The 21356-nt window shown below is 40.5% G+C and carries 24 protein-coding genes and 1 riboswitch; of the genes, 2 read left to right on the top strand and 22 right to left on the bottom strand.

What is annotated here, in order from left to right:
- Positions 1-131: 131 nt before the first annotated feature.
- Entirely contained in the window at positions 132-356 is a 225-nt protein-coding gene (locus tag ACNJYY_RS09315) for a DUF1128 domain-containing protein (protein ID WP_144700821.1), read from the top strand.
- 50 nt (positions 357-406) lie between these two features.
- Here ACNJYY_RS09315 and rnc read toward each other — a convergent pair whose 3' ends face one another.
- From rnc to ACNJYY_RS09260, 11 genes are all read right to left on the bottom strand, one after another.
- Positions 407-1117 (bottom strand): ribonuclease III, encoded by a 711-nt coding sequence (gene rnc, locus ACNJYY_RS09310; RefSeq protein WP_260858766.1) that lies wholly within the window; start codon positions 1115-1117, stop codon positions 407-409.
- Between the two features lie 183 nt (positions 1118-1300).
- A complete protein-coding gene (gene acpP, locus ACNJYY_RS09305; protein ID WP_066240701.1) occupies positions 1301-1534 on the bottom strand; it encodes an acyl carrier protein in 234 nt (77 codons plus the stop codon).
- An 83-nt stretch (positions 1535-1617) separates the two neighbouring features.
- On the bottom strand, positions 1618-2358 hold the full coding sequence (fabG, locus tag ACNJYY_RS09300) for a 3-oxoacyl-[acyl-carrier-protein] reductase (RefSeq protein WP_416731490.1): 741 nt from the start codon (positions 2356-2358) through the stop codon (positions 1618-1620).
- Positions 2351-3301: an ACP S-malonyltransferase gene (gene fabD / locus ACNJYY_RS09295; RefSeq protein WP_416731489.1), complete on the bottom strand. Its 951-nt coding sequence runs from the start codon at positions 3299-3301 to the stop codon at positions 2351-2353. Before fabD ends, fabG begins: the two co-directional genes overlap by 8 nt.
- A gap of 3 nt (positions 3302-3304) precedes the next feature.
- Positions 3305-4303: a phosphate acyltransferase PlsX gene (gene plsX, locus ACNJYY_RS09290; protein ID WP_416731488.1), complete on the bottom strand. Its 999-nt coding sequence runs from the start codon at positions 4301-4303 to the stop codon at positions 3305-3307.
- A gap of 6 nt (positions 4304-4309) precedes the next feature.
- A complete protein-coding gene (gene fapR, locus ACNJYY_RS09285) occupies positions 4310-4882 on the bottom strand; it encodes a transcription factor FapR (RefSeq protein WP_416731487.1) in 573 nt (190 codons plus the stop codon).
- A 170-nt stretch (positions 4883-5052) separates the two neighbouring features.
- The gene (recG, locus tag ACNJYY_RS09280) at positions 5053-7089 is read right to left on the bottom strand and encodes an ATP-dependent DNA helicase RecG (protein ID WP_416731486.1); all 2037 of its coding nucleotides are present in this window, start codon (positions 7087-7089) and stop codon (positions 5053-5055) included.
- Positions 7090-7091: 2 nt separating this feature from the next.
- The gene (gene sdaAA, locus ACNJYY_RS09275) at positions 7092-7979 is read right to left on the bottom strand and encodes an L-serine ammonia-lyase, iron-sulfur-dependent, subunit alpha (protein ID WP_066393573.1); all 888 of its coding nucleotides are present in this window, start codon (positions 7977-7979) and stop codon (positions 7092-7094) included.
- A 12-nt stretch (positions 7980-7991) separates the two neighbouring features.
- The gene (gene sdaAB, locus ACNJYY_RS09270; RefSeq protein ID WP_144700837.1) at positions 7992-8654 is read right to left on the bottom strand and encodes an L-serine ammonia-lyase, iron-sulfur-dependent subunit beta; all 663 of its coding nucleotides are present in this window, start codon (positions 8652-8654) and stop codon (positions 7992-7994) included.
- A 96-nt stretch (positions 8655-8750) separates the two neighbouring features.
- Entirely contained in the window at positions 8751-10427 is a 1677-nt protein-coding gene (locus ACNJYY_RS09265; protein ID WP_416731485.1) for a DAK2 domain-containing protein, read from the bottom strand.
- Between the two features lie 15 nt (positions 10428-10442).
- Positions 10443-10805: an Asp23/Gls24 family envelope stress response protein gene (locus tag ACNJYY_RS09260; RefSeq protein ID WP_066240675.1), complete on the bottom strand. Its 363-nt coding sequence runs from the start codon at positions 10803-10805 to the stop codon at positions 10443-10445.
- A gap of 235 nt (positions 10806-11040) precedes the next feature.
- Between ACNJYY_RS09260 and rpmB the strand changes: the two genes are divergently transcribed.
- Positions 11041-11229 carry a 50S ribosomal protein L28 gene (rpmB, locus tag ACNJYY_RS09255; protein ID WP_066240673.1) on the top strand — a complete coding sequence of 63 codons (189 nt, stop codon included), beginning with the start codon at positions 11041-11043 and terminating at the stop codon, positions 11227-11229.
- Between the two features lie 310 nt (positions 11230-11539).
- On the opposite strand, the gene spoVM is transcribed toward rpmB, so the two are convergent.
- The 11 genes from spoVM to def all read right to left on the bottom strand — a co-directional run bounded on the left by spoVM (position 11540) and on the right by def (position 21347).
- A complete protein-coding gene (spoVM, locus tag ACNJYY_RS09250; RefSeq protein WP_007202502.1) occupies positions 11540-11620 on the bottom strand; it encodes a stage V sporulation protein SpoVM in 81 nt (26 codons plus the stop codon).
- Positions 11621-11724: 104 nt separating this feature from the next.
- Positions 11725-12369 carry a thiamine diphosphokinase gene (locus ACNJYY_RS09245; protein WP_416731484.1) on the bottom strand — a complete coding sequence of 215 codons (645 nt, stop codon included), beginning with the start codon at positions 12367-12369 and terminating at the stop codon, positions 11725-11727.
- Positions 12366-12938 carry an energy-coupled thiamine transporter ThiT gene (thiT, locus tag ACNJYY_RS09240; protein ID WP_416731483.1) on the bottom strand — a complete coding sequence of 191 codons (573 nt, stop codon included), beginning with the start codon at positions 12936-12938 and terminating at the stop codon, positions 12366-12368. The genes ACNJYY_RS09245 and thiT overlap by 4 nt, the downstream gene beginning before the upstream one ends.
- Positions 12939-13026: 88 nt before the next feature.
- Positions 13027-13133: riboswitch (TPP riboswitch) on the bottom strand.
- Positions 13134-13154: 21 nt separating this feature from the next.
- Positions 13155-13802 carry a ribulose-phosphate 3-epimerase gene (gene rpe, locus ACNJYY_RS09235; RefSeq protein WP_416731482.1) on the bottom strand — a complete coding sequence of 216 codons (648 nt, stop codon included), beginning with the start codon at positions 13800-13802 and terminating at the stop codon, positions 13155-13157.
- Entirely contained in the window at positions 13802-14692 is an 891-nt protein-coding gene (gene rsgA, locus ACNJYY_RS09230) for a ribosome small subunit-dependent GTPase A (RefSeq protein WP_416731481.1), read from the bottom strand. Before rsgA ends, rpe begins: the two co-directional genes overlap by 1 nt.
- A 2-nt stretch (positions 14693-14694) precedes the next feature.
- Positions 14695-16725 (bottom strand): Stk1 family PASTA domain-containing Ser/Thr kinase, encoded by a 2031-nt coding sequence (gene pknB / locus ACNJYY_RS09225; RefSeq protein WP_416731480.1) that lies wholly within the window; start codon positions 16723-16725, stop codon positions 14695-14697.
- Positions 16722-17480, bottom strand: a complete 759-nt coding sequence (locus ACNJYY_RS09220; protein ID WP_416731479.1) for a Stp1/IreP family PP2C-type Ser/Thr phosphatase — start codon at positions 17478-17480, stop codon at positions 16722-16724. Before ACNJYY_RS09220 ends, pknB begins: the two co-directional genes overlap by 4 nt.
- A 7-nt stretch (positions 17481-17487) precedes the next feature.
- Positions 17488-18573: a 23S rRNA (adenine(2503)-C(2))-methyltransferase RlmN gene (rlmN, locus tag ACNJYY_RS09215; RefSeq protein ID WP_197127684.1), complete on the bottom strand. Its 1086-nt coding sequence runs from the start codon at positions 18571-18573 to the stop codon at positions 17488-17490.
- On the bottom strand, positions 18566-19939 hold the full coding sequence (rsmB, locus tag ACNJYY_RS09210) for a 16S rRNA (cytosine(967)-C(5))-methyltransferase RsmB (RefSeq protein ID WP_416731478.1): 1374 nt from the start codon (positions 19937-19939) through the stop codon (positions 18566-18568). The genes rlmN and rsmB overlap by 8 nt, the downstream gene beginning before the upstream one ends.
- 2 nt (positions 19940-19941) lie before the next feature.
- Positions 19942-20871, bottom strand: a complete 930-nt coding sequence (gene fmt / locus ACNJYY_RS09205) for a methionyl-tRNA formyltransferase (protein WP_416731477.1) — start codon at positions 20869-20871, stop codon at positions 19942-19944.
- A gap of 2 nt (positions 20872-20873) precedes the next feature.
- Positions 20874-21347 carry a peptide deformylase gene (gene def, locus ACNJYY_RS09200; RefSeq protein ID WP_416731476.1) on the bottom strand — a complete coding sequence of 158 codons (474 nt, stop codon included), beginning with the start codon at positions 21345-21347 and terminating at the stop codon, positions 20874-20876.
- Between the last annotated feature and the right edge of the window lie 9 nt (positions 21348-21356).

Genomic DNA, 21356 nt, shown 5'->3' with positions numbered 1-21356 from the left:
ATATTTTATCATAGATTCACTCATACATAGTCACAAAGATTACAGTGTGCTAAAATGAAATGTGTTTGAACATAAAATATGCATGCAAGTAAAATCTCACATGAAGATATGTGGATAAAAAGGAGCCCACCATGGACTTAACGACTCAGAATCATGAGAACTTATCATTTATGATCGAAGGATTAAAAAAGAAACTTCAGCTAGTTAACAGCGGACTCATTCAACCTGAAGACTATGAACTGTCAAAGTACGAAGACATCAAAGAACTTTATGATATGGTCATGAAGATGCCATCATTCAGTATTCGAGATATGGAAGGCATCGTTGAAGAACTAGCCTCTCTGAAAACAAAGTAACAGAAACCCCCTCACACGGCTTATCGCCTAATGTTAAGGGGGTTTTTTGTTTAGCTCTTTTTAGATACTCTCTCTATCGCTTCTTGTGCCGCATGCTGTTCAGCTTCTTTTTTGGACCTGCCATACCCGATTCCAAAACTCTCTTCATTCAATCTTACCTCTGACACAAACTCTCGATTGTGTGCCGGACCTTTTTCTTGAATGATTCGATAGTCGATATGACCTAATCCTTCACGCTGTACATATTCTTGTAACTGACTTTTAAAATCCATCACATGAGAAAAAGCACCTTCATTTATTCGTGGCACCACATACTGATTTAAAAACTCTTTTACTTTTTCGAGTCCTTGATCGAGATATAGCGCTCCAATAAATGCTTCAAAAACATCTGCTAAAAGGGCTGGTCTTGATCTTCCTCCAGTATTCTCTTCGCCTTTTCCCAATAAAACAAACTCACCAAAATGAAGGTCGTTTGCAAAGAGGACCAACGACGGCTCGCATACGATAGCTGCTCTTAGTTTCGTAAGCTCACCTTCACTCATATTTGCAAACTTGCTGTATAGATATTGAGATATGGTCAATTCAAGAACGGCATCACCTAGAAATTCAAGTCTTTCATTATCCTCAAACGTTCTTCCTCGATGCTCATTCACATATGATGAATGCGTAAATGCTTGAGCTAACAATTTTTCATTCTGAAACTTAATGTTTAAACGCTCTTGTATCGGGGCTACTTTTTGAATGCGCACCTTGTCATCCATGCCCTTTTTGGAAGCAGATTTAAACCGATTTTTCACCGTTTTCTTTTGAGTTGAATGTTGTTTTGAACCTTTCATAAACTTCCTCCAAAAATCTCGTAAAAGGGCTATTTTGCTATTGATTTTTTCCTGTTAAAAAGGGAAGAAAGCCCCGCTGTTTTGCACGGGACTTTATCCGTCTTACACTTATTGTTTGCTGTTTATGTAATTTACAACGTCACCAACAGTTGCAATTTTCTCAGCATCTTCATCAGAAATTTCTAGTTCGAACTCATCTTCAAGTTCCATTACTAGTTCAACTACATCAAGAGAGTCAGCACCAAGATCTTCTTTAAAGGAAGCTTCAGGCTTAACCTCAGATGCATCAACACCTAAACGGTCCACAACAATCTTTGAAACTCTATCTAAAACATCTGCCATTTTGTGTGTCACCTCCTTTCAATAGTATATTCTTTTTCCCATTAAAAAACTAGAGGGATTTGTAGTCACTGAAGGTTCTTTTCTTACATCACCATTCCGCCGTCGACATGGAGGGTCTGGCCAGTGATATAAGAACTTGCATCACTCGCTAAGAAAGCTGCCGCTGATGCGATATCTTCAGGCTGCCCAAAGCGAGCGAGCGGAATGCCTCTAAGCATTTCCGATTTAATTCCTTCTTCTAATTTACCAGTCATATCTGTCTCGATAAAACCTGGTGCGATGGCATTAACCGTGATTCCTCTAGAAGAAAGTTCTTTAGCAGCTGTTTTCGTTAAGCCGATTACACCTGCTTTAGCTGCTACATAGTTTGCTTGTCCTGCGTTTCCAGATACACCAACAATAGAAGCAATGTTAATAATGCGCCCTTTTCTTTGTTTCATCATCTGTCTTGTTACAGCCTTTGTAGTCAGGAAGACTCCTTTAAGATTCGTGTTGATAACCGCATCCCAGTCTTCTTCTTTCATTCTCATCAAAAGGTTATCTCTCGTGATTCCTGCGTTATTAACGAGAACGTCCAGACTTCCAAACTCATCAACTACTGTTTTTACCATGTTCGTAACATCTTCTGATGATGAGATATCCGCTTTAATCGCAAAAGCAATTCCACCGTTTTCTTTTATTTCCTTTACGACTTCATTTGCCTTCTCTTCACTTCCAGAGTAATTCACCGCTACTTTAGCGCCATTTTTAGCAAAATACAAAGCGATCGCTCGCCCGATTCCTCGAGAGGCACCTGTTACTAAAACTGATTTTTCATTAAGCATCCACAGACTCTCCTTTTAGTTTCTCAACTGCCATGTTAATCGTCTCTAAATCACTTACAGCTATTACGTTAGCTCTTCGATTCACCTTTTTAACTAACCCTGAGAGAACTTTACCTGGTCCGATCTCAACAAACGTATCAACACCTAGGTCCATTAACTCACGAACCGTTTCTTCCCAACGAACTGGCGAGTACAGTTGTTCGATCAACTTTTCTTTAATCTCATCACGATCGGTAATAGCTTTCGCCGTTACGTTGGCAATTACAGGTGTTTTTGCTTCATTTATCACAATTTGATCTAATATTTCGTTGAATTTATCTGCAGCTGGTTTCATCAGGGAAGAATGAAATGGTCCGCTTACCTGAAGTGTAATCACTTTAGCTCCTTCTTCTTTGGCAAGGGCACTAGCTTTCTCAACTCCAGCAACTGTTCCAGAAATAACGATCTGCCCTGGGCAATTAAGGTTAGCGATCTGAACGCTCTCTTCACCGTTAGAGACTTCCTTCGTAATTGTTTCTAATCGTTCTTGATCAAACCCGATCACAGCTGCCATCGTCCCTACTCCTGCAGGAACAGCTTCTTCCATAAGCAATCCTCTATTTCTAACCGCATAAACCGCGTCTTCAAAAGAAAGGCTGCCCGCTGCAACAAGTGCAGAGTATTCGCCAAGGCTATGACCCGCTACGTAATCTGCTTGAATACCACGCTCTTTTAGTAGTTCAAGAACCGCTGTTGAGACCGTTAATAATGCCGGCTGTGTGTTTTCTGTTCTTTTAAGAACATCTTCGGGTCCTTCAAAGATTATATCTGACAGTTTCATACCAAGTTTTTCATCCGCTTTATCAAAAATAGCTTTTGCTGATGCTTCCTGTGATATTAGCTCTTTACCCATTCCTACTGCTTGAGAGCCTTGTCCAGGAAAAAGAAAGGCGATTTTCCCCATCTCTTACTCCTCCTTGTTATCTTGGGATTGTACATGATTCTGAATCGTTGGTACTACGTTCTTCTCTATCATACTTTTGGTTTGTCTGATTGCATTCAACATCGCATTCGCATTTGAGGAACCATGAGCTTTAATAACAGGTGCTGCTAGTCCGAACAAACCAGCTCCACCATATTCTGTATAATCAAGTTTATCTTTAATGCCTCTTAATTTTGGCTTTAATACCCCAGCTGCTAGTTTTGAAGTCAAACTTGATGTTAACTGTTCTTTTATCATCGAAAACATGCTCATAGCCGTTCCTTCGATTGATTTAAGAACCAAGTTTCCAGCAAATCCATCACACACAACTACGTCGGCTGCTCCCATCAAGAGATCTCTCGCTTCAACATTCCCAACAAAATTAATATCCGCTTCTTGTAAAAGTGGAAAAGCAGCTTTCGTTAGAGCATTTCCTTTTTCACTTTCTGTTCCAACGTTTAATAATCCTACACGCGGTTTTTCAACACCTCGTACTTCTTTCCAATACACAGACCCCATCAATGCATATTGTAAGAGGTGCTCTGGCTTTGCATCCATATTAGCGCCTACATCTAAGAACAAGAATCCATCACCGTTTAAAGTCGGAAGTGTCGGAGCAAGCGCTGGACGATCAATGCCTTTTATACGGCCAACATAAAACAACCCACTTGCCATCAAGGCCCCTGTGTTACCAGCAGAAATATATGCATCAGCTTTTCCTGATTTCACTTCATTTGCTGCCACTACCATCGAAGCATTCTTTTTTCGACGTACTGCTCGAACAGGCTCCTCTGATGTTTCGATCACTTCATCGGTATGGATGATCGTAAACGCGTGCTGTTCAGGTAGATGTTTTACGATTTGATCTTGATCTCCAACTAACGTAACTGAAAGCTCTGGATATTGTTCTTTCGCTAGCATTGCACCTTTAACGATTTCTTCTGGTGCATTGTCGCCACCCATTGCATCTATTGCGATATTCATGCTGATTTAACTTCCTTCCTTTGTATCTTGTGCAGATCTATACATGGTAAATTCACCTTTGAAAACAGGCTCATTCTCTACATAACTAGTAACTTCTACAATAGTTCTCTCTTGACTTGTCTCTCTTACTTTCGCTTTTGCAACCACTCTCTCTCCTACTCTAACAGGTCGAGAAAACCGAATGTTCGCTTTGGCGGTTAATGCCAATTCATCATTTATGATCGCTACTGCCAACGAGTTCGCCTGAGCGAAAACGTGGTGGCCCCTTGCGATCTTATTACGAGAAAATACATGTTCTTCTTTTATGTCTAATATAGAAATAGCGGATTCATCTAATTGTAAGTCAATGATTTCTCCGATGACCTCTTCAAGCGGCAGTGCTTTTACATCATCCAGTTTAGTTTCTGCCACAGACTTTATTCTTTCTCTTAGCTCTGGAATGGAAAGTTCCAAACGGTCAAGTCTAATCGTCTGAACACTGACACTAAACTTTTCTGCCAATTCTTCATCTGTTATAAAAGGGGTTAACTTTATCGTTTCCTTTAACAGCTCTTGTCTCTCTTTTTTTGATTTTTTCATAGTTTCTTCCTTCTTCCATACAAAGGTCTCATATATGAGAAAGATAGTGAGTAAAGATGCAGTGCGTAGAAAAGCAGGTAACGCCATTACAGCGTACCTGCTATTTATCTTTCTGCTATTAAGAGCTGGTACTAATAGTAGTATATAGTATCAACACTCTTCTTTCAAGATTAATCTAGTCTTTCTTTGTCGAGCACACCTTGCCTTGTTAAAACTTCTCGAATCGATCGATACGTCTCATCATGCCAGAACTCTTCTGATTGAACGAGTCTAGCCGCATCGTTTCTAGCTGTTTCTAGAATCCGATAATCGTGGACGAGGTCTGCTACCTTAAAGTTCGGAACGCCGCTTTGCTTGTTTCCAAAAAAGTCGCCTGGACCTCGAAGCTCGAGATCTTTTTCAGATAACTCGAATCCATTCGTTGTCTCTGTCATAATCCTCATCCGTTCTTGGCCATCTTCTGATTTCGGATCTGCGATGAGTACACAGTAGGATTGTTCGCTGCCGCGCCCAACTCGTCCTCTTAACTGATGCAATTGAGAGAGCCCAAATCTTTCTGCATCGTATATGACCATGATAGTAGCGTTCGGAACATTTACCCCGACCTCTACAACCGTCGTAGAGACGAGGATCTGACAAACATTCGCTGCAAACTTTCTCATCACTTCATCTTTTTCTGTCGAATGCAATCTTCCGTGCATCAGACCTACTTGGTAAGTATGGAAATAAGCACTGAGCTGCGCATGAACGTCGATCGCATTCTGCACATCTATTTTTTCTGATTCTTCGATTAATGGACAGATCACATAAGCTTGTCTTCCAGATTCAATTTCTTTTTTTATAAAATCAAGAACACGATCTAGCATGCCGTGTTTCGCCCAATGCGTGATGATCGGCTTTCTTCCCGCTGGCATCACATCAATCGTTGAAACATCCATATCTCCAAAAGCCGATATCGCAAGAGTTCGAGGAATAGGTGTCGCCGTCATGAAGAGAACATCTGGACTCTCACCTTTCTCCCTTAATACTCTTCTTTGGTTAACTCCAAACCGATGCTGTTCGTCTGTAATCACTAGGCCGAGGCTATTAAAATTTACTTCCTCTTGAATAAGGGCGTGTGTACCAACCATGATCTGGATCTCACCTTGTTGTAAAAGGTTCAACGTTTCTCTCCGCATTTTCCCTTTAACTGAGGAAGTTAAAAGAGCTACTGTAATTCCAAACGGAGCAAAAAGCTCTTTTAACGATTGAAAATGCTGTTCAGCCAGAATTTCTGTTGGTACCATCAACGCACCTTGTCTGTTAGCTGTAACGGCTGCATATAACGCTACAGCTGCCACGACTGTTTTACCAGATCCAACATCACCTTGAAGCAGCCTGTTCATACGGCTCGTATCTGAGAGATCTTTTAATATCTCATCGACCACTCTCTGTTGTGCTTCGGTTAGCTGAAACGGTAAAGAACGAATGAATGTGTTTACATCATCTCGATCAAACTTTAAAGCTGCTCCTTTAGATTGCTGTCTGTTCCATTTTCTAAAGATCTGCATCTTTAATTGAAAATACAACAATTCTTCATACGCTAGCCTTCTTCTTCCCGCTTTTAACGCCTTAAAATCTTCAGGAAAATGCATCATCTTAAGAGCTGATTCTCGATCGGGTAGTCGATAAGATTCACGGATCTCTTGAGGAAGTGGATCCTCGATCGCACCAGAGAACTGGCGAAATGCCGAATCTATAATCTTACGCATCGTTTTGCCATATAAAGAACCTTTGACCGAATAGACCGGTTCAATCTTATGATCATCACTGAATGTTCCAAAATGAACATCGCTGACGGTAATCGTCATTTTATTTCGGTCCCATTTACCTGTTACCGTAAGTGTTTGTCCTAGAGCAATCTGATTCTTTAAGAAAGGTCGATTGAAGATTGTCGCAGTGATCAAATATTTACCGATCAACATCCTAAATGTTAAACGTGATTTTTTCTTCGGAAAATAACGCAGAGAAGGTTCAGAATGAACCTTCCCTTCAATCGTTGCTTTTTCATCATGCGCAATCTCCGCAAGATCTTTCTTTTGGTAATCTTCATACCGGTAGGGTAGATATTCTAAAAGATCTTCAACGGAATGAATACCCATGCTAGCCAGCTCTTCAGCCTTCTTCTCTCCAATACCATTTACTGCTGTTATGGATTGATTCAGCATCGTTATTTCTCGTTCAACGGAATGCCGAATATTTTTGCTTCAAGCTCTCTTCCTGTTGGTGTAGCCGCTAAACCTCCAAGAGCTGTTTCACGGAGAGCAGATGGCATCGAGAGACCGATCTTGTACATCGCATCGATCACTTCATCACAAGGAATACGGCTTACGATCCCAGCAAGTGCCATATCAGCCGCAACGATGGCATTGCTTGCACCCATCGCGTTTCGTTTCACACAAGGAACTTCGACTAATCCAGCGACAGGATCACAAACGAGTCCTAGCATGTTTTTTAAAGCGATCGCCATAGCTTCCGCAGATTGAGAAGGTGATCCTCCTGCCAGTTCGACGATCGCCGCTGCTGCCATACCAGTAGCAGAACCTACCTCAGCTTGGCATCCACCTGCTGCACCAGAAATAGAAGCGTTGTTTGCAACAACAAAACCAAACGCACCTGCAGCAAACAAATACTCAATCATCTGTTCTCGGGTAGGATTTAATTTTTCTTTTAACGCAAACAGAGTACCTGGAACGACTCCTGCTGAACCAGCCGTAGGCGTTGCACAAATCGTACCCATTGCCGCGTTCACTTCATTCGTTGCCATGGCTTTGCTTACTGCATCAAGCATAAGTTCGCCTGATAGAGATTTACCAGATTTAATATACGTTTGAAGAAGCTTTCCGTCCCCTCCGGTTAGACCAGAATGTGATTTCACATCTTCTGTAATTCCGCGCATGACGGCTTCTTCCATCACTCTTAAATTTCGATCCATGAACCCTAGAACTTCTTCTCTAGAACGCCCAGTAACATCCATTTCTTGCTGTATCATAATCTCTGAGATCTTACATTTTTTCGACTCAGCTAATTCTATTAATTCAGCTACATTACGAAACATACTTCTCACCTCTTAATCGTGTATCTTTACTACTTGTTGAACAATCGGGAGAGAATTTAGTTCGTTTATGATGATCTCATCTGCATTCTGATCGATCTCAATAACCATCAAAGCTTCTTTCCCTTTTTCTTTTCTTGATACTTCCATATGACCAATATTGATCTCATGCTTAGCTAATATGTTTGCCACTCCTGCTATCGCTCCGTATTTATCATTATGAACGATCAAAAGAGCTGGGTGATTACCAGATAGACGCAGTTCGAACCCATTTAGCTCGGTAATCTCTATTTTTCCGCCACCGATTGAAATTCCGACAACTTCTATTCTGTCTGTCTCATCTCCAATGATGACACGAGCTGTGTTAGGGTGGTCAGTTATAGCATCTTCGGCAGTCATCTTTACTTCGATACCCTCTTGCTTCGCGATTGTAAGCGCATCCACAATTCGAGTATCAAACGTGTCATAATCTAGGATTCCGCCAACGATCGCAACATCCGTTCCGTGACCACGATAGGTTTTAGCAAAAGAGCCATAGAACGATATGGTTGCGTATTTAGGTTTCCTGCCGAAAAGACTTCTCGCTACTCGACCGATGCGTGCCGCGCCGGCTGTATGTGAACTAGAAGGTCCAATCATAATGGGACCGATAATATCAAATACACTTTTATATTTCATGACGTTCTCCTTCAAGTTGCGTTTTTTCCCATAAAAATAAGTATTCCCTCTTAACTTTATCACACTTTAAGTTTAAGAGAGAATACTTTTCATTTTTTACTCTACTGATAAGATGAATGAATAGATCGGTTGCTTACCATTATGAATTTCAGCTTCCGCATCAGGATACTTTTCTTCAATAAATTCAGCAAGCTCCTGAGCTTCTTCTTCAGAGCTATCTTCACCATAGATGATCGTAACGATCTCTGAATCTTCATCGAGCATGTTTGAGAGAAGTTCTTTTGTAACTTCTTGTTTGTCTGTCTTAGAAGTTAGAATTTTCCCTTCAGATATTCCCATAAAATCACCTTTTGCAATTTCAACACCATCGATCGAAGTGTCACGAACTGCATAAGTAACTTGACCTGACTTAACAGAAGTAACCGCTTCGTTCATCTTCTTTTCATTCTCAGCCATATCAGCTGAAGGATTGAAAGCTAATATAGAAGCGATGCCTTGTGGCACTGTTTTTGTGCGGATGATTACAACTTCTTCATCTACAACACTTGCAGCTTGTTCTGATGCCATGATGATGTTGCTGTTGTTCGGAAGGATGAACACTTTCTCAGCGTTTACCTCAGCAATTGCTCTTACGATATCTTCTGTACTTGGGTTCATCGTTTGTCCACCTTGGATAACCGATGCGCCCATCGATGAAAACATCTCTTCGATTCCTTCACCCATTGCAACTGTAACGATACCATATTCCTTCTTCTTCTCAAGAGCAGGTTGTGAGTACGAAGGAATTACTTCATTCTCGCTCTCTAAAATCGCTGAGTGCTGCTCACGCATGTTTTCGATCTTGATATTGATCAAACTGCCATATCGATGTGCAAGTGTTAGCATGTTACCAGGTTGTTCCGTATGGATGTGAACCTTTACTACGTCTTCATCAGCAACGACTAGTAAGGAATCACCATGTTGACTTAACTCATTACGGAAGTTGATCTCATCGAATGGATTACTTTTGATCTTTTTATCTTCGAACCTTACCATGAACTCTGTACAATATCCAAAATGGATATCTTCCGTCTTCATGTGCATCTGTGCTTTATGATGCTCAGCGTTAACAAGTTCACCCATCGACGGAGCATTTACTGAAACCTTTGGCAGTTCTTTGCCTTCTAGTACAGCTAAAAACCCTTCATAGACAGTGACTAACCCTTGTCCACCAGAATCAACAACGCCGACTTCTTTCAAAACTGGCAGTAGATCTGGCGTACGGTTTAAGGATGCTTTCGATTCTTTAACAATCTCTTTCATAATGTATAGAATATCGTCTGATTTTTTAGCTTCTTTGACTGCCTTTTTTGCAGCGTCTTTAGCTACAGTTAAAATCGTACCTTCTACTGGTTTCATAACAGCTTTGTAGGCAGTTTCAACACCTTTATCAAATGCATTGGCAAATTCAGCAGCGTTAATCGTTTCTTTTCCTTCGATTGATTTAGAGAATCCTCTAAACAATTGTGAAAGGATAACACCAGAGTTTCCGCGTGCTCCCATAAGTAAGCCTTTTGCAAAAGCACTGGCAACAGCGCCAATTTGATTAGAAGTGTTTTTTTCTACTTCTTTTGCACCAGAAGTAATCGTTAAATTCATGTTCGTTCCTGTATCACCATCAGGTACAGGGAAAACATTAAGTGCATCGACCATTGCTGCATTTCTTGTTAAATTTGAAGCACCCTCGAGTACCATTTTTGAAAACTTTTTTCCATCTAATACTTTTAAAGACACAAAACTTCCTCCTAACTAAGGGGTTGTCACCCTGACACCCTGAACGTAGATATTGACTGAGTCAACCGCCAAACCAAGCATTTGATCCAGGGTATATTTCACTTTGTTCTGAACGTTATGAGCCACTTCAGAAATCTTTGTTCCATAACTAACGATGATATACATATCAATATGTACTTCATCTTCCTCTTGTCGAACAACGATCCCTCGGGAGAAATTTTCACGTCCTAAAAGCTCAGTTATTCCATCCTTTAATTGCTTCCTTGATGCCATGCCAACAATTCCGTAACAATCAATTGCGGCTCCACCGGCGATAGTTGCAATTACTTCATTAGAAATATCAATTTGACCATAGGTTGTTTTCATTTCAATGGACATGCTTAAATCCCCCTTTTATTTGTTAAATGGCTAACAAATATTTTACTATATATCAGCCTATTTTGAAAGGACTACTACATTTCACACTATGTAAATAGTATTGTCAAGGAAATTTACTTGAAAACCTTTTACGAATATGTTGCATTGCTTCTGAAGTCATGCTAATATTATTTAGTATTTAACATACGATTGAATTGATGCAAAGCTTTTTTTGCTGTAAAGGAGGTTCACCTACATGGCTCGTAAATGTTTTATTACTGGAAAAGGACCTAAAACTGGTAACAAGCGTTCTCACGCAATGAACAAATCAAAGAAAAGCTGGGGAGCTAACGTCCAAAAGGTTCGTATTCTTGTGGACGGAAAGCCTAAACGCGTATACGTATCTGCTCGTGCCCTTAAATCTGGCAAAGTTGAACGTGTATAAATAAAAACAGCAGCCGGCGCTGCTGTTTTTTTCTTTGTCCAAAAAGCGCTTTTGGTGACCAAAATAGATTGAAGTGGACAGTATGTTTAAAAATGTCGACAGTAAAAAGCTGAAAGCGGACAGTATTTTCTTCAAACTGGACTGTATTTTATATATACAAAGATTTTTTCTAAAATATTTCTCTTCAAATCATGGAAAGCGTGCAACCTGGAGCGGAAATCAACCACTTTCACAGAAATCCACTTATACACACGAAATTAAATATTCAAAAAAACAAACAAAAAAAGCGCACAAGCGCTTTTTTTGTTTGTTATCCTTTTTTGAAAGAACCTAAGACGGCACGTACGAAGCCTCCCAAAAATTTAGGAAGTTTAATGGTATAAAATTTCATCTTACCCCTCCTCCAGGCCCATAAAAAATGATAAGAGCTAAACATAAATACTTTATTCCCCTTTTTATAAAAAGGTGCTTTGGGGGCCTGTATTCCGTGATTTTTTAATCACGGCTCTTTACCATCAATATTATGCCGGAGTCAAAAGAATAAGTACCACTTTTATTTACAAGCTCATTGGAAACACATAATGATGAGCCAGCCTGAAGATTAGCTTGTTCTAACGGATATTTAAAACCCTTGAGGGTTACGCCTGTCACTTCTTCACTTTGAGCCAGAAATGAGACATATGAGTATCTATGATCTTGCTCAATATCATAGCATCCCGGTAAATGTAGAGAGATCTCATTCCTGTTATCAATAATCTTAACGTCTGTACGTACTCTGAGAGATCGATATAATAATTGGATGTTCATTAATTCGTGATCTAACCTTCCGCCAGTCCCACCGAATATGAGTATTTGTTCCGGATCTTGATTCAACGCCCACTCTAGTGCGAGCTCCATGTCTGTAGCATCTTTTTCTGATTGATATCGATTCACTTTTATGGATGAGTCTAAAATAATTTTTCTCTCATCATCAGAAACAGAATCAAAATCGCCAAATGCATGCTGTGGAAAGATGCCATTTTTAAATAGAAAGAGCGTTCCTCTGTCGACTCCGATCCAAATGTGATTCCTTTGGAGATCGTAGGGCTTTAGCTCAGGGATCAGATGTTCAGGACCACCTGCGACGATGCTTATCTTCATGCTGCTTGGTGATGACCATTACGTGCGGCATGTAGTAGTTTCGGTGCTGTATTCGTTAATAGAATAACAACTAGCGCGGTAATGGCAAAAATAACAACCATGAATGATCCGTTGTATAAGAACGAATAAAGCCAAACATTCATTTCTTTTGGAGCAAATTCACTAAAGAAAATAACACCGGATAACACATGCGAAATTAACCTTAACGTACATCCTACAAAAATCCCAAGAACCATTAAAGCTGTTCTTTTTGATCTATTTTGAGCAAGTGATGGTGCGAACGCACCTGCTACTCCCGCTAAAGCAAAAGCAAGCGGATAATCAAGTATGACTTGTGCAAAATAATAGATTTGCGGATTGACAAGAAGTTGTAATAACCCAACGACTAATCCGGTAAAAACCCCTGCTTTTAAACCTCTTCTAAATGCTAAAAGAAAAATAGGAACCATTTCGAGAGACACGGATCCACCTTGTGGCCAAATCCCTTTGAAGCTGATCAATCCTAAAATGAGTGAAAGTGCAGCCATAATCGCAATTTCAGCCATTAATAATATTTTACTATTGTTCATTAATACTCCCCCTAATAATTCGTTTGAATAAAAACAAAAAAAGCAACCGGCATGTGAGCTCGGTTGCTTTTGAGATATACATTCAAAAAGTCATACGACTCCACATCCCTACGCAGGTATGATCCAGCTTCAGGTTCAAAGGGTCGGGAGAACACTCCCCTCTCAGCCCTTTAAAGGACTCCCCCTGTGGTTGCTTATTTTATTTTCTATAATCAATTATACACCACGAATGGCTTCTATTGCACCCTTTAAATCTTTCTTACCATAAATGGCAGAACCGGCAACTAATACATTCGCACCAGCTTCAACACAAAGACGAGCTGTTTTTGGATTCACTCCACCATCAACTTCAATCTCAACATTCAATCCTTGGGTTTCTACGAGGTCAGACACTTCTTTAATCTTAGGGACTACACTCTCAATGAATGCTTGTCCTCCAAAACCAGGATTTACTGTCATCAGCAATACAAGGTCAACATCTTGCAGTATATGTCTGATAGTTTCTACAGAAGTAGCTGGATTTATAACCACACCAGCTTTTACTCCCTGTTGTTTAATCAGTTGCACCGTTCGATGAAGATGCGGTGATGCTTCTACATGCACAGAAATAATATCTGCACCTGCTTTTGCGAATTCTTCAATATATCGATCTGGATTTTCTATCATAAGATGTACATCTAATGGAAGCTTCGTAATTGGTCGAATCGCTTGAACAACAAGTGGTCCGATCGTGATGTTCGGTACGAAATGACCATCCATCACATCAACATGAATATAATCCGCACCTGCCTCTTCAACAGCTTTTATATCATCGCCTAACTTTGAGAAGTCAGCCGAAAGAATGGAAGGAGCTATTTTAATCATCAGTACCTCCGTTTTTGATCTTTAATTTCTTGTAAAAAGCTTACGTAATGGTCATAGCGGAACTTTGGAACGACTCCATCCTCTACACCTTTTTTAACTGCACATTTTGGTTCCGACGTATGTGAGCACCCTCTGAACTTGCAGTCTCCGCGAAGCTCGTTCATCTCTGGAAAGTACATCGATAAGTCTTCTGCTTCAATGTTTAAGAAGTCTAATGAGCTGAACCCAGGCGTATCAGCAACTAACCCATTACCGAAAAGAATGAGTTCCACATGACGAGTGGTGTGTTTCCCTCGGCCTAAATGGCTTGAGATCTCGTTTGTTTCAAGCATTAACTCTGGATTGATCGCATTTAAAAGGGAAGACTTACCTACACCAGACTGCCCTGCAAAGACGGTAACTTTATCCTTGAAAAGCGGATAAAACATTTCAAGGCTATCATCTGTCTTCGTCGAAGTTGGAATGACTTCGTAACCTAGTGTTTTGTACGCCTCAATATAATGGTTGATCTCCTCAATCTCATCAGCTTTCTGTATAAGGTCCATTTTCGAGATACAGATAACAGGCAAAATATCGTTCGCTTCTATGTGAACAAGGAAACGGTCTAATAAAAGCGTGCTAAAATCAGGTTCAGTAGCTGAAAAAACAAGGATAGCTTGGTCTACGTTCGCGATTGGAGGACGAACTAATTCGTTTCTGCGTTCCTTCACATCAAGAATGTATCCATCTGTTATATTACTTGACTCGTATTCTACCCAGTCCCCAACCAACGGATTTACTTTCTTTTTGCGGAAATTTCCTCTTCCTCTGCATTGGAAAACTTCAGCTTTCCCATTTTCCTTAACGTAATAAAAGCCGGCTAGCGCTTTAACAATTCTTCCTTCAGGCATGCTTAATCACCATCGTCCCCTTCCTCATCATCTCTACTCATCCGTCCACTAGCACCTCTAGCGTCATCATAATTAATCGTCTCAGATTCCTCTTCTTCTCCGTTGATATACACAACGTATGAAGCAGAGCCACCTTCAGCAATCGTTAATGGCAGCTTATATTTCTTTTTGTCCGTAATCTGTTCTTCCACAAACACTTCATTTGAGGCGTTCTTGTCCGAATATACAATCTTAACTGTAACGGGTTCTCTTTTGTCCTTCTTATCTACCTTAACTTCAATATCTTTCGTTACCGTGCGGTCTTCTGCAGGTGGTTCTTCTTCTGCCGGCGGTGGTTCTTCTTCTACAGTCTCAGGGCCATCAGAAAGAACAACAGAGATCGTTGCTCCTTTCTCTACTTGTGTAAAAGGAGATGGATCTTGCGAGATTACCCTGCCTTTTTCAACTGTATCAGAGAACTCTTTTGAAAATTCAACCGTCAGACCAGCATTGTCGGCAAATGTTTTTACATCTTGTTCAGATGCACCTATCAAATTCTCAACTTGAACCGATGGAGTTCCTGAACTTACCGTTAGTGTAACTTCCGTTTCTGCAGGTGTTACTTTTTCATCTCGATCAGGACTTTGTTCGAGCACGGTACCTTCAGGTTCAGAGTCTGACTCTTCATAGTTGATATTGATCTGTGAGAAGCCATCATCTTTCAAACGCTGTTTCGCATCTTCTATATTATACCCTTCTACATCAGGCATATTTTCCTTTTCAGGGCCTTTTGATACGAATAACGTGACGATTGCCTGCTGTTTTACTTTTGTTCCAGCTGATGGATCTTGTCTTACTACAAGGCCTTCTTCAATCTCGGGATCAAATACTTCCTGCCGTTTCACTTCAAGGCCTTCAGCTCTCAATCTATCGAAAGCATCAACATATTCTTCTCCCGCTACATTTGGAACACTGACTTCTTCAACATAGAAAATTGAAGGCATCATCGTAAAAGCAGCAATTCCAGCTCCGCCTAATAAAAGAAGTGAGATAAGTATAATAAGCCACCAATTTCGTTTTTTCTTAGGTTTCTCGGGCTTTTTTTCTTTTACTTCATCTCCCTCAGCTTCCGCTTTCTTTACTGGTGTCTCGACAGGTGGTACGACGATAGGAGGAATGTACTTTGTTTTTTCATCTTCCTCGCTTTCTTCGTTCCACTTTTGTTCATACATGCGGTCTGGATCTAACGCTGTATTCATATCGCTCAACAGTTCATCAGCACTGTTATATCTTCGTAACGGGTTTTTCGCCAACGATTTCAAGACGATGTTCTCTACACTTTGCGGGATCTCAGGGTTCAACCTTCGCGGTTCGATCACGTTTTCTTGCAGGTGCTTTAAGGCAACAGAAACCGGTGAATCTCCAACGAACGGTACTCTTCCTGTAACCATTTCATAGAGTACAGCTCCAAATGAATAAATATCCGATTTTGCGTTCGCGATACCTCCTCTTGCTTGTTCAGGTGAAAAGTAATGAACAGATCCAAGAATAGAGTTTGTATGCGTGATCGTAGCTGAAGTTATGGCGAGTGCGATCCCAAAGTCTGTTAACTTAGCTGTACCGTTATCTGTAATTAGTATATTATGCGGTTTAATATCGCGATGTATGATTCCATGATCATGAGCGACCGCCATCCCTGAAACGATCTGCTTCATAATATGCAAAGATTCTTCTACAGATATTTTTCCATGTTCTTTTATGTATTGCTTTAGTGTTTTTCCTTGCACATATTCCATCACGATAAAATAGATCTCTTCATCTTCTCCAACATCATAGATGCTCACGATGTTCGGGTGGTTAAGACTTGTTGCTGATTCAGCTTCTCTTTTGAATCGTCTGATGAAATCTTCATCTTTATTAAACTCTGACCGTAGAACTTTTACTGCTACATCTCTATCTAAAATTAAATCTTTTGCTCGATAAACGATGGCCATTCCGCCGTCACCAATAACTTCTAAAAGCTTGTAGCGGCCACTGACTCTTTTTCCTATCATGTTATTGCTTCCCCTTTTGTTTCTGTGTCAGAACTATTCTGTATAAGGATAGCAGTAATGTTATCTTCTCCGCCGGCATCTTTTGCCCAAGTGATCAATCGTTCTACCTTCTCAGTTACAGACTCCATAGGATCTTGAAAGACTTCTTGAATACGTTTGAACGATACTTTATCTGATAGACCGTCCGAACATAGCAAAAGATAGTCACCGTTCTGCCAAGTGATTGTGTTTAACTCAGCTTCTACGGTTTCATCAGTACCCACAGCTTTCATGATCATGTTTCTTCTTGGATGAATCTCTGCCTCATCCTCAGTAATCTGACCAGATTTCACTAATTCTTGGACAAGTGAATGATCATCCGTCACTCGTTTCAGTTCACCATTTGAATACAGATAACATCGGCTGTCACCGATATGAGCGACTGTGATTTCTTTGTTCGTACCTAAAGCAGCCACAATTGTAGTGCCCATACCTCTCGTCTCAGGATTCTCCTGAGAAAAATCAAAGATATGTTTATTCGTATCTTTTAAAACATTTTGGATCCATTCTTTTATGTTTTCCATATTTTCTTCAAATTGAGACCATGCTTCTTTCATCACTTTCAGGGCTTCTTGACTGGCGATATCCCCAGCTTTATGTCCACCCATACCATCTGCGATAACTGCAAGAAAGTGTTCACCCTTTGTGAACACTTCCCCGCTGTCTTCATTATGCTTCCTTACCATTCCAACGTCTGTTTGAAAGGCAATTTGCATCTTCCCGTCACCTCGTCTCTTCTTTACGTTCCTTCGCACGCAGCTGACCGCATGCAGCATCAATATCATGACCTTGTTCTCTTCTGATGGTGGCATTTATGCCTCTTGAGGTTAACGTCTCTAAGAACTTAAAAATTTGTGTTTTTGGTGTTCGGACATAGTCTCTTTCTGGTACATAGTTTACAGGAATAAGGTTTACGTGACACTTAATATCTTTGATAAGATCGGCTAACTCGTTCGCGTGTTCTACAGAATCGTTAACTTTACCGAACAAACCATATTCAAACGTCACACGTCGTCCCGTCTTTTTAATATAATAACGAATAGAATCCATCAATTCATTTAACGGATACATTCTGTTTACCGGCATCAATCGGCTTCTCGTCTCTGTGTTTGCCGCATGCAAGGAAATCGCGAAATTAATCTGCATACCTTCGTCTGCGAACTTGTAGATGTATGGTACAACACCACTTGTTGAGATCGTAATGTGTCGGGCTCCGATATTAAGGCCTTGATCGTGGTTGATAATCTTTAAAAACGACATAAGTCCTTCATAGTTATCAAAAGGCTCACCGATCCCCATAACAACTACAGAACTTACTCTTTCTTCTGTTTCATCGAGTGCGCGCTGAACTTGAAGAACTTGAGCTACGATCTCACCAGCTAGTAGATTACGTTTCAGTCCACCTAATGTAGAAGCACAGAACGTACAACCTAAACGGCAGCCTACTTGAGTTGTTACACAAATACTATTTCCATATTCATGTCTCATAAGAACCGTTTCAATCGAATAACCGTCTTGAAGCTCGAATAAAAATTTAATCGTGCCATCAGAAGATTCCTGACGCACAACTTCTTTTAATGGTTTGATATAAAAGTCTTTCTCTAGCTTCTCACGAAGACCTAATGGAAGGTTCGTCATCTCCTCAAAAGAAGACACACGTTTTTTATACAGCCATTCAAAGATCTGTTTTCCTCTGAACTTTGGTTCTCTTATATCAGTAAGCCACGCTTCTAACTCATGAAGTTCTAAAGAAAAGATAGAAGGTTTGATATTTGGTTTTGTTTGTTTCTCTGTTAAAGGTTTAAGCATGTTTCTCACCACCTGTTGTCTTTTTTCTGTATGCTGCTATATAGAATCCGTCACTATTAAAATAATGAGGCATGATCTGAATATCTGATCTACCATCTATTATATAGGATTTTATGCTCTCAGGCATTTTTTCCGCAAATTGGGAGTCCCACTCAAAATCTGGATGGGTTGTTAAGAACCAATCTGCAACGTTATCGTTTTCTTCTTTATCAACTGTACACGTACTGTATACGAGCAGTCCGCCATCCTTGACCATATCTGAAGCAGCGTGCAAAATATCTCTTTGAATGTTCGTCAATCTCGTCACATCTTCTTCTGTTTTGGACCATTTGAGATCAGGCTTTTTACGAATAACTCCGAAACCGCTGCAAGGCGCATCTACGAGAACTCTATCAAATGTTCCTGATTCAAACTGATCAGATACTTTTCGTGCATCTAACACGGATGCTTCAATATTTTCAAGTCCAAGACGTTCTGCTTGTCTTTTGATCAAGTCAATCTTATGAGCATGAAGGTCTAGTGAAACTACCCTTCCTTCTCCTTGCATCAGTTCTGCCATATGAGTTGACTTACCACCCGGTGCAGCGCAAGTATCAAGAATCGTTTCTCCAGGAACAGGATCAACGGCCCGTGCCACTAACATTGAACTTTCGTCTTGTATCGTTACAAGACCTTGTTTATAAACATCAGTAGCTGGAAGATAGCCTTCCTTAACGATGATACCTTCAGGAGACAATTCTCCTTCTTCAGCTACAATTCCTTCTTCTAAGAGAAGCTCCAAAACGTCTTTTCTATTGCTTTTCTTCGTGTTCACCCTTGCAGTCACGGGAGAAGCTAGTAAGTTAGATTGTGCCATCTTCTCCGCATCTTCTTGTCCGAACTGATCTCTCCAGCGGTCAAACAACCATTGAGGCATACTGTAAGAAAGAGCTTCTTTTTCAGCACCTTCTGAAGCTTTCTTATCCATGGCTTCTGTTCCTTCTCGCTGAAGTTTACGTAAAATACCGTTAACGAGACCGGCTAGTCCTTGGTTACCGCGTTCTTTCGTTATCTCAACGGCTTCATGAATGATCGCATGATCAGGAACTCTATCTAAATATAACATCTGAAAAATAGATAGTCTCAGTAAAGAAAGAACCCAACGGTCTTTTTTCTTGATCGGTTTGTTCAACAATTGATCCAAATAAAAATCAATCGTGTTTTTTCGTTGTATCGTTCCGTATACGATGTTTGTCAGTAGTCCTTTATCTACACTCTTCATGTTCGAGTTCTGCAATGTTTGATTCAGTTGTAAATTGCTATAAGCCTGGTTCTGTTCTATTTTTAATAAAACGTCCAGGGCGATCGCTCTAATGTTGTTATCCAACTCTACTCACCTAATCTCAAGCCTTTTGAAACGCTTGCTCCTTTAAGATAATCACTTGCTAACATTCTCTTTTTTCCAGAGAGCTGCAAGTCTGTAATGATAATGCTTGTTTTGTTTCCTGTTGCGACCTGAAGACCTTTTTCGTGAACACCGATTACAGTCCCAGGCTCACCATCAGTACTTGTTTCTTTCTTTTCACCCCACCATACTTTAAGTGGCTGTCCGTTCAAATACGTATAAGCAACCGGCCATGGATGTAGCCCGCGAATGTGGTTATAAATGTCTTCACCTGGCAATGTCCAATCAATCTTCTCTTGATCTCGAGTGATGTTCCATGCAAATGTAACTTCCTCAGCCACTTGTGGCACAGGGGTTAGTTTTCCTTCAACAAGTAGAGGAATGGTTTCAGACAATAACTTTGCACCGGCTGCACTCAACTTATCATGCATCGAACCAACGTGATCATTCTCTTCGATTTCAACTTCAACTTGGGTAAGTATATCACCTGCATCTAATTTTTCAACCATATACATGATCGTGATCCCCGTCTTGGCGTTTCCGTCCATGATACTTTTGTGGATCGGAGCACCTCCACGATACTTTGGAAGCAATGATGCATGAACATTGATACATCCATGCTGAGGTGTTTCAAGAATCGCTTTTGGTAAAATCTGTCCATATGCTGCTGTGACGATTAAGTCTGGTTGAAGAGCAATGATGTCTTCATAGTCTTCTCGCAGTTTAATAGGCTGATACACAGAAATTCCATGTTTTAAAGCTTCCTCTTTAACTGGAGTCTGCTTGATCTCTTTTTTTCTGCCTACAGGCTTGTCAGGTTGTGTGACAACACCAACGACATTGTAGCCATCTTCAACGAGTTGACGAAGAACGGGTACGGAAAAATCAGGTGTTCCCATAAATAATACTTTCATGTTTATCCCTCCAGTTCTTCCGTCTCGTAATATTCGATTACTTTTGATGTGAACAAGATTCCGTGCAGATGATCGATTTCATGTTGGATGGCACGAGCAAGAAAATCACTTGCTTTTAATGTAAACTCTTTGCCGTTTACGTCTTGAGCTGTAACGGTAACATCAAAAGGACGTTCGACTTCACCAAATAATCCCGGGAAACTTAAACAGCCTTCAGGGCCACTCTGGCTGCCAGAAGTTTTATTTATAACCGGGTTGATCAGAACTAGCTGACCCGTTTCGTCTCCAATATCTACAACTGCGATCTGTTCTGCAATTCCGATCTGTGGTGCAGCGAGTCCAACTCCTTCTGCCTCATACATCGTCTCAAACATATCTTCAACTAACTTCTTTAACTTTTTATCGAATGTTTTTACTGGTTCACATTCTGTCTCTAACACTGGATGTGGATGCTCTACAATTTTAAGAATGGTCATTTTGTATCT

Origin of the sequence: Fictibacillus tiangongensis (genome assembly GCF_048083785.1) — a bacterium.
Taxonomy (GTDB): domain Bacteria; phylum Bacillota; class Bacilli; order Bacillales; family Fictibacillaceae; genus Fictibacillus.
Note: the sequence above shows the minus strand (reverse complement) of the source record. Positions and strands in the feature narration are given on the sequence as shown.

What these genes read in the sequence shown, in the direction of transcription:
- acpP (WP_066240701.1), bottom strand. Translation starts at nt 1,534, where the DNA reads ATGGCAGATGTTTTAGATAGAGTTTCAAAGATTGTTGTGGACCGTTTA.
- thiT (WP_416731483.1), bottom strand. Translation starts at nt 12,938, where the DNA reads ATGAACAATAGTAAAATATTATTAATGGCTGAAATTGCGATTATGGCT.
- rnc (WP_260858766.1), bottom strand. Translation starts at nt 1,117, where the DNA reads ATGGATGACAAGGTGCGCATTCAAAAAGTAGCCCCGATACAAGAGCGT.
- fabG (WP_416731490.1), bottom strand. Translation starts at nt 2,358, where the DNA reads ATGCTTAATGAAAAATCAGTTTTAGTAACAGGTGCCTCTCGAGGAATC.
- ACNJYY_RS09260 (WP_066240675.1), bottom strand. Translation starts at nt 10,805, where the DNA reads ATGTCCATTGAAATGAAAACAACCTATGGTCAAATTGATATTTCTAAT.
- recG (WP_416731486.1), bottom strand. Translation starts at nt 7,089, where the DNA reads ATGCTGAATCAATCCATAACAGCAGTAAATGGTATTGGAGAGAAGAAG.
- rpe (WP_416731482.1), bottom strand. Translation starts at nt 13,802, where the DNA reads ATGATTAAAATAGCTCCTTCCATTCTTTCGGCTGACTTCTCAAAGTTA.
- fapR (WP_416731487.1), bottom strand. Translation starts at nt 4,882, where the DNA reads ATGAAAAAATCAAAAAAAGAGAGACAAGAGCTGTTAAAGGAAACGATA.
- ACNJYY_RS09315 (WP_144700821.1), top strand. Translation starts at nt 132, where the DNA reads ATGGACTTAACGACTCAGAATCATGAGAACTTATCATTTATGATCGAA.
- ACNJYY_RS09245 (WP_416731484.1), bottom strand. Translation starts at nt 12,369, where the DNA reads ATGAAGATAAGCATCGTCGCAGGTGGTCCTGAACATCTGATCCCTGAG.
- spoVM (WP_007202502.1), bottom strand. Translation starts at nt 11,620, where the DNA reads ATGAAATTTTATACCATTAAACTTCCTAAATTTTTGGGAGGCTTCGTA.
- rsgA (WP_416731481.1), bottom strand. Translation starts at nt 14,692, where the DNA reads ATGCCTGAAGGAAGAATTGTTAAAGCGCTAGCCGGCTTTTATTACGTT.
- rpmB (WP_066240673.1), top strand. Translation starts at nt 11,041, where the DNA reads ATGGCTCGTAAATGTTTTATTACTGGAAAAGGACCTAAAACTGGTAAC.
- rlmN (WP_197127684.1), bottom strand. Translation starts at nt 18,573, where the DNA reads ATGCTTAAACCTTTAACAGAGAAACAAACAAAACCAAATATCAAACCT.
- fabD (WP_416731489.1), bottom strand. Translation starts at nt 3,301, where the DNA reads ATGGGGAAAATCGCCTTTCTTTTTCCTGGACAAGGCTCTCAAGCAGTA.
- def (WP_416731476.1), bottom strand. Translation starts at nt 21,347, where the DNA reads ATGACCATTCTTAAAATTGTAGAGCATCCACATCCAGTGTTAGAGACA.
- ACNJYY_RS09220 (WP_416731479.1), bottom strand. Translation starts at nt 17,480, where the DNA reads ATGCAAATTGCCTTTCAAACAGACGTTGGAATGGTAAGGAAGCATAAT.
- sdaAB (WP_144700837.1), bottom strand. Translation starts at nt 8,654, where the DNA reads ATGAAATATAAAAGTGTATTTGATATTATCGGTCCCATTATGATTGGA.
- sdaAA (WP_066393573.1), bottom strand. Translation starts at nt 7,979, where the DNA reads ATGTTTCGTAATGTAGCTGAATTAATAGAATTAGCTGAGTCGAAAAAA.
- pknB (WP_416731480.1), bottom strand. Translation starts at nt 16,725, where the DNA reads ATGATAGGAAAAAGAGTCAGTGGCCGCTACAAGCTTTTAGAAGTTATT.
- fmt (WP_416731477.1), bottom strand. Translation starts at nt 20,871, where the DNA reads ATGAAAGTATTATTTATGGGAACACCTGATTTTTCCGTACCCGTTCTT.
- plsX (WP_416731488.1), bottom strand. Translation starts at nt 4,303, where the DNA reads ATGAATATCGCAATAGATGCAATGGGTGGCGACAATGCACCAGAAGAA.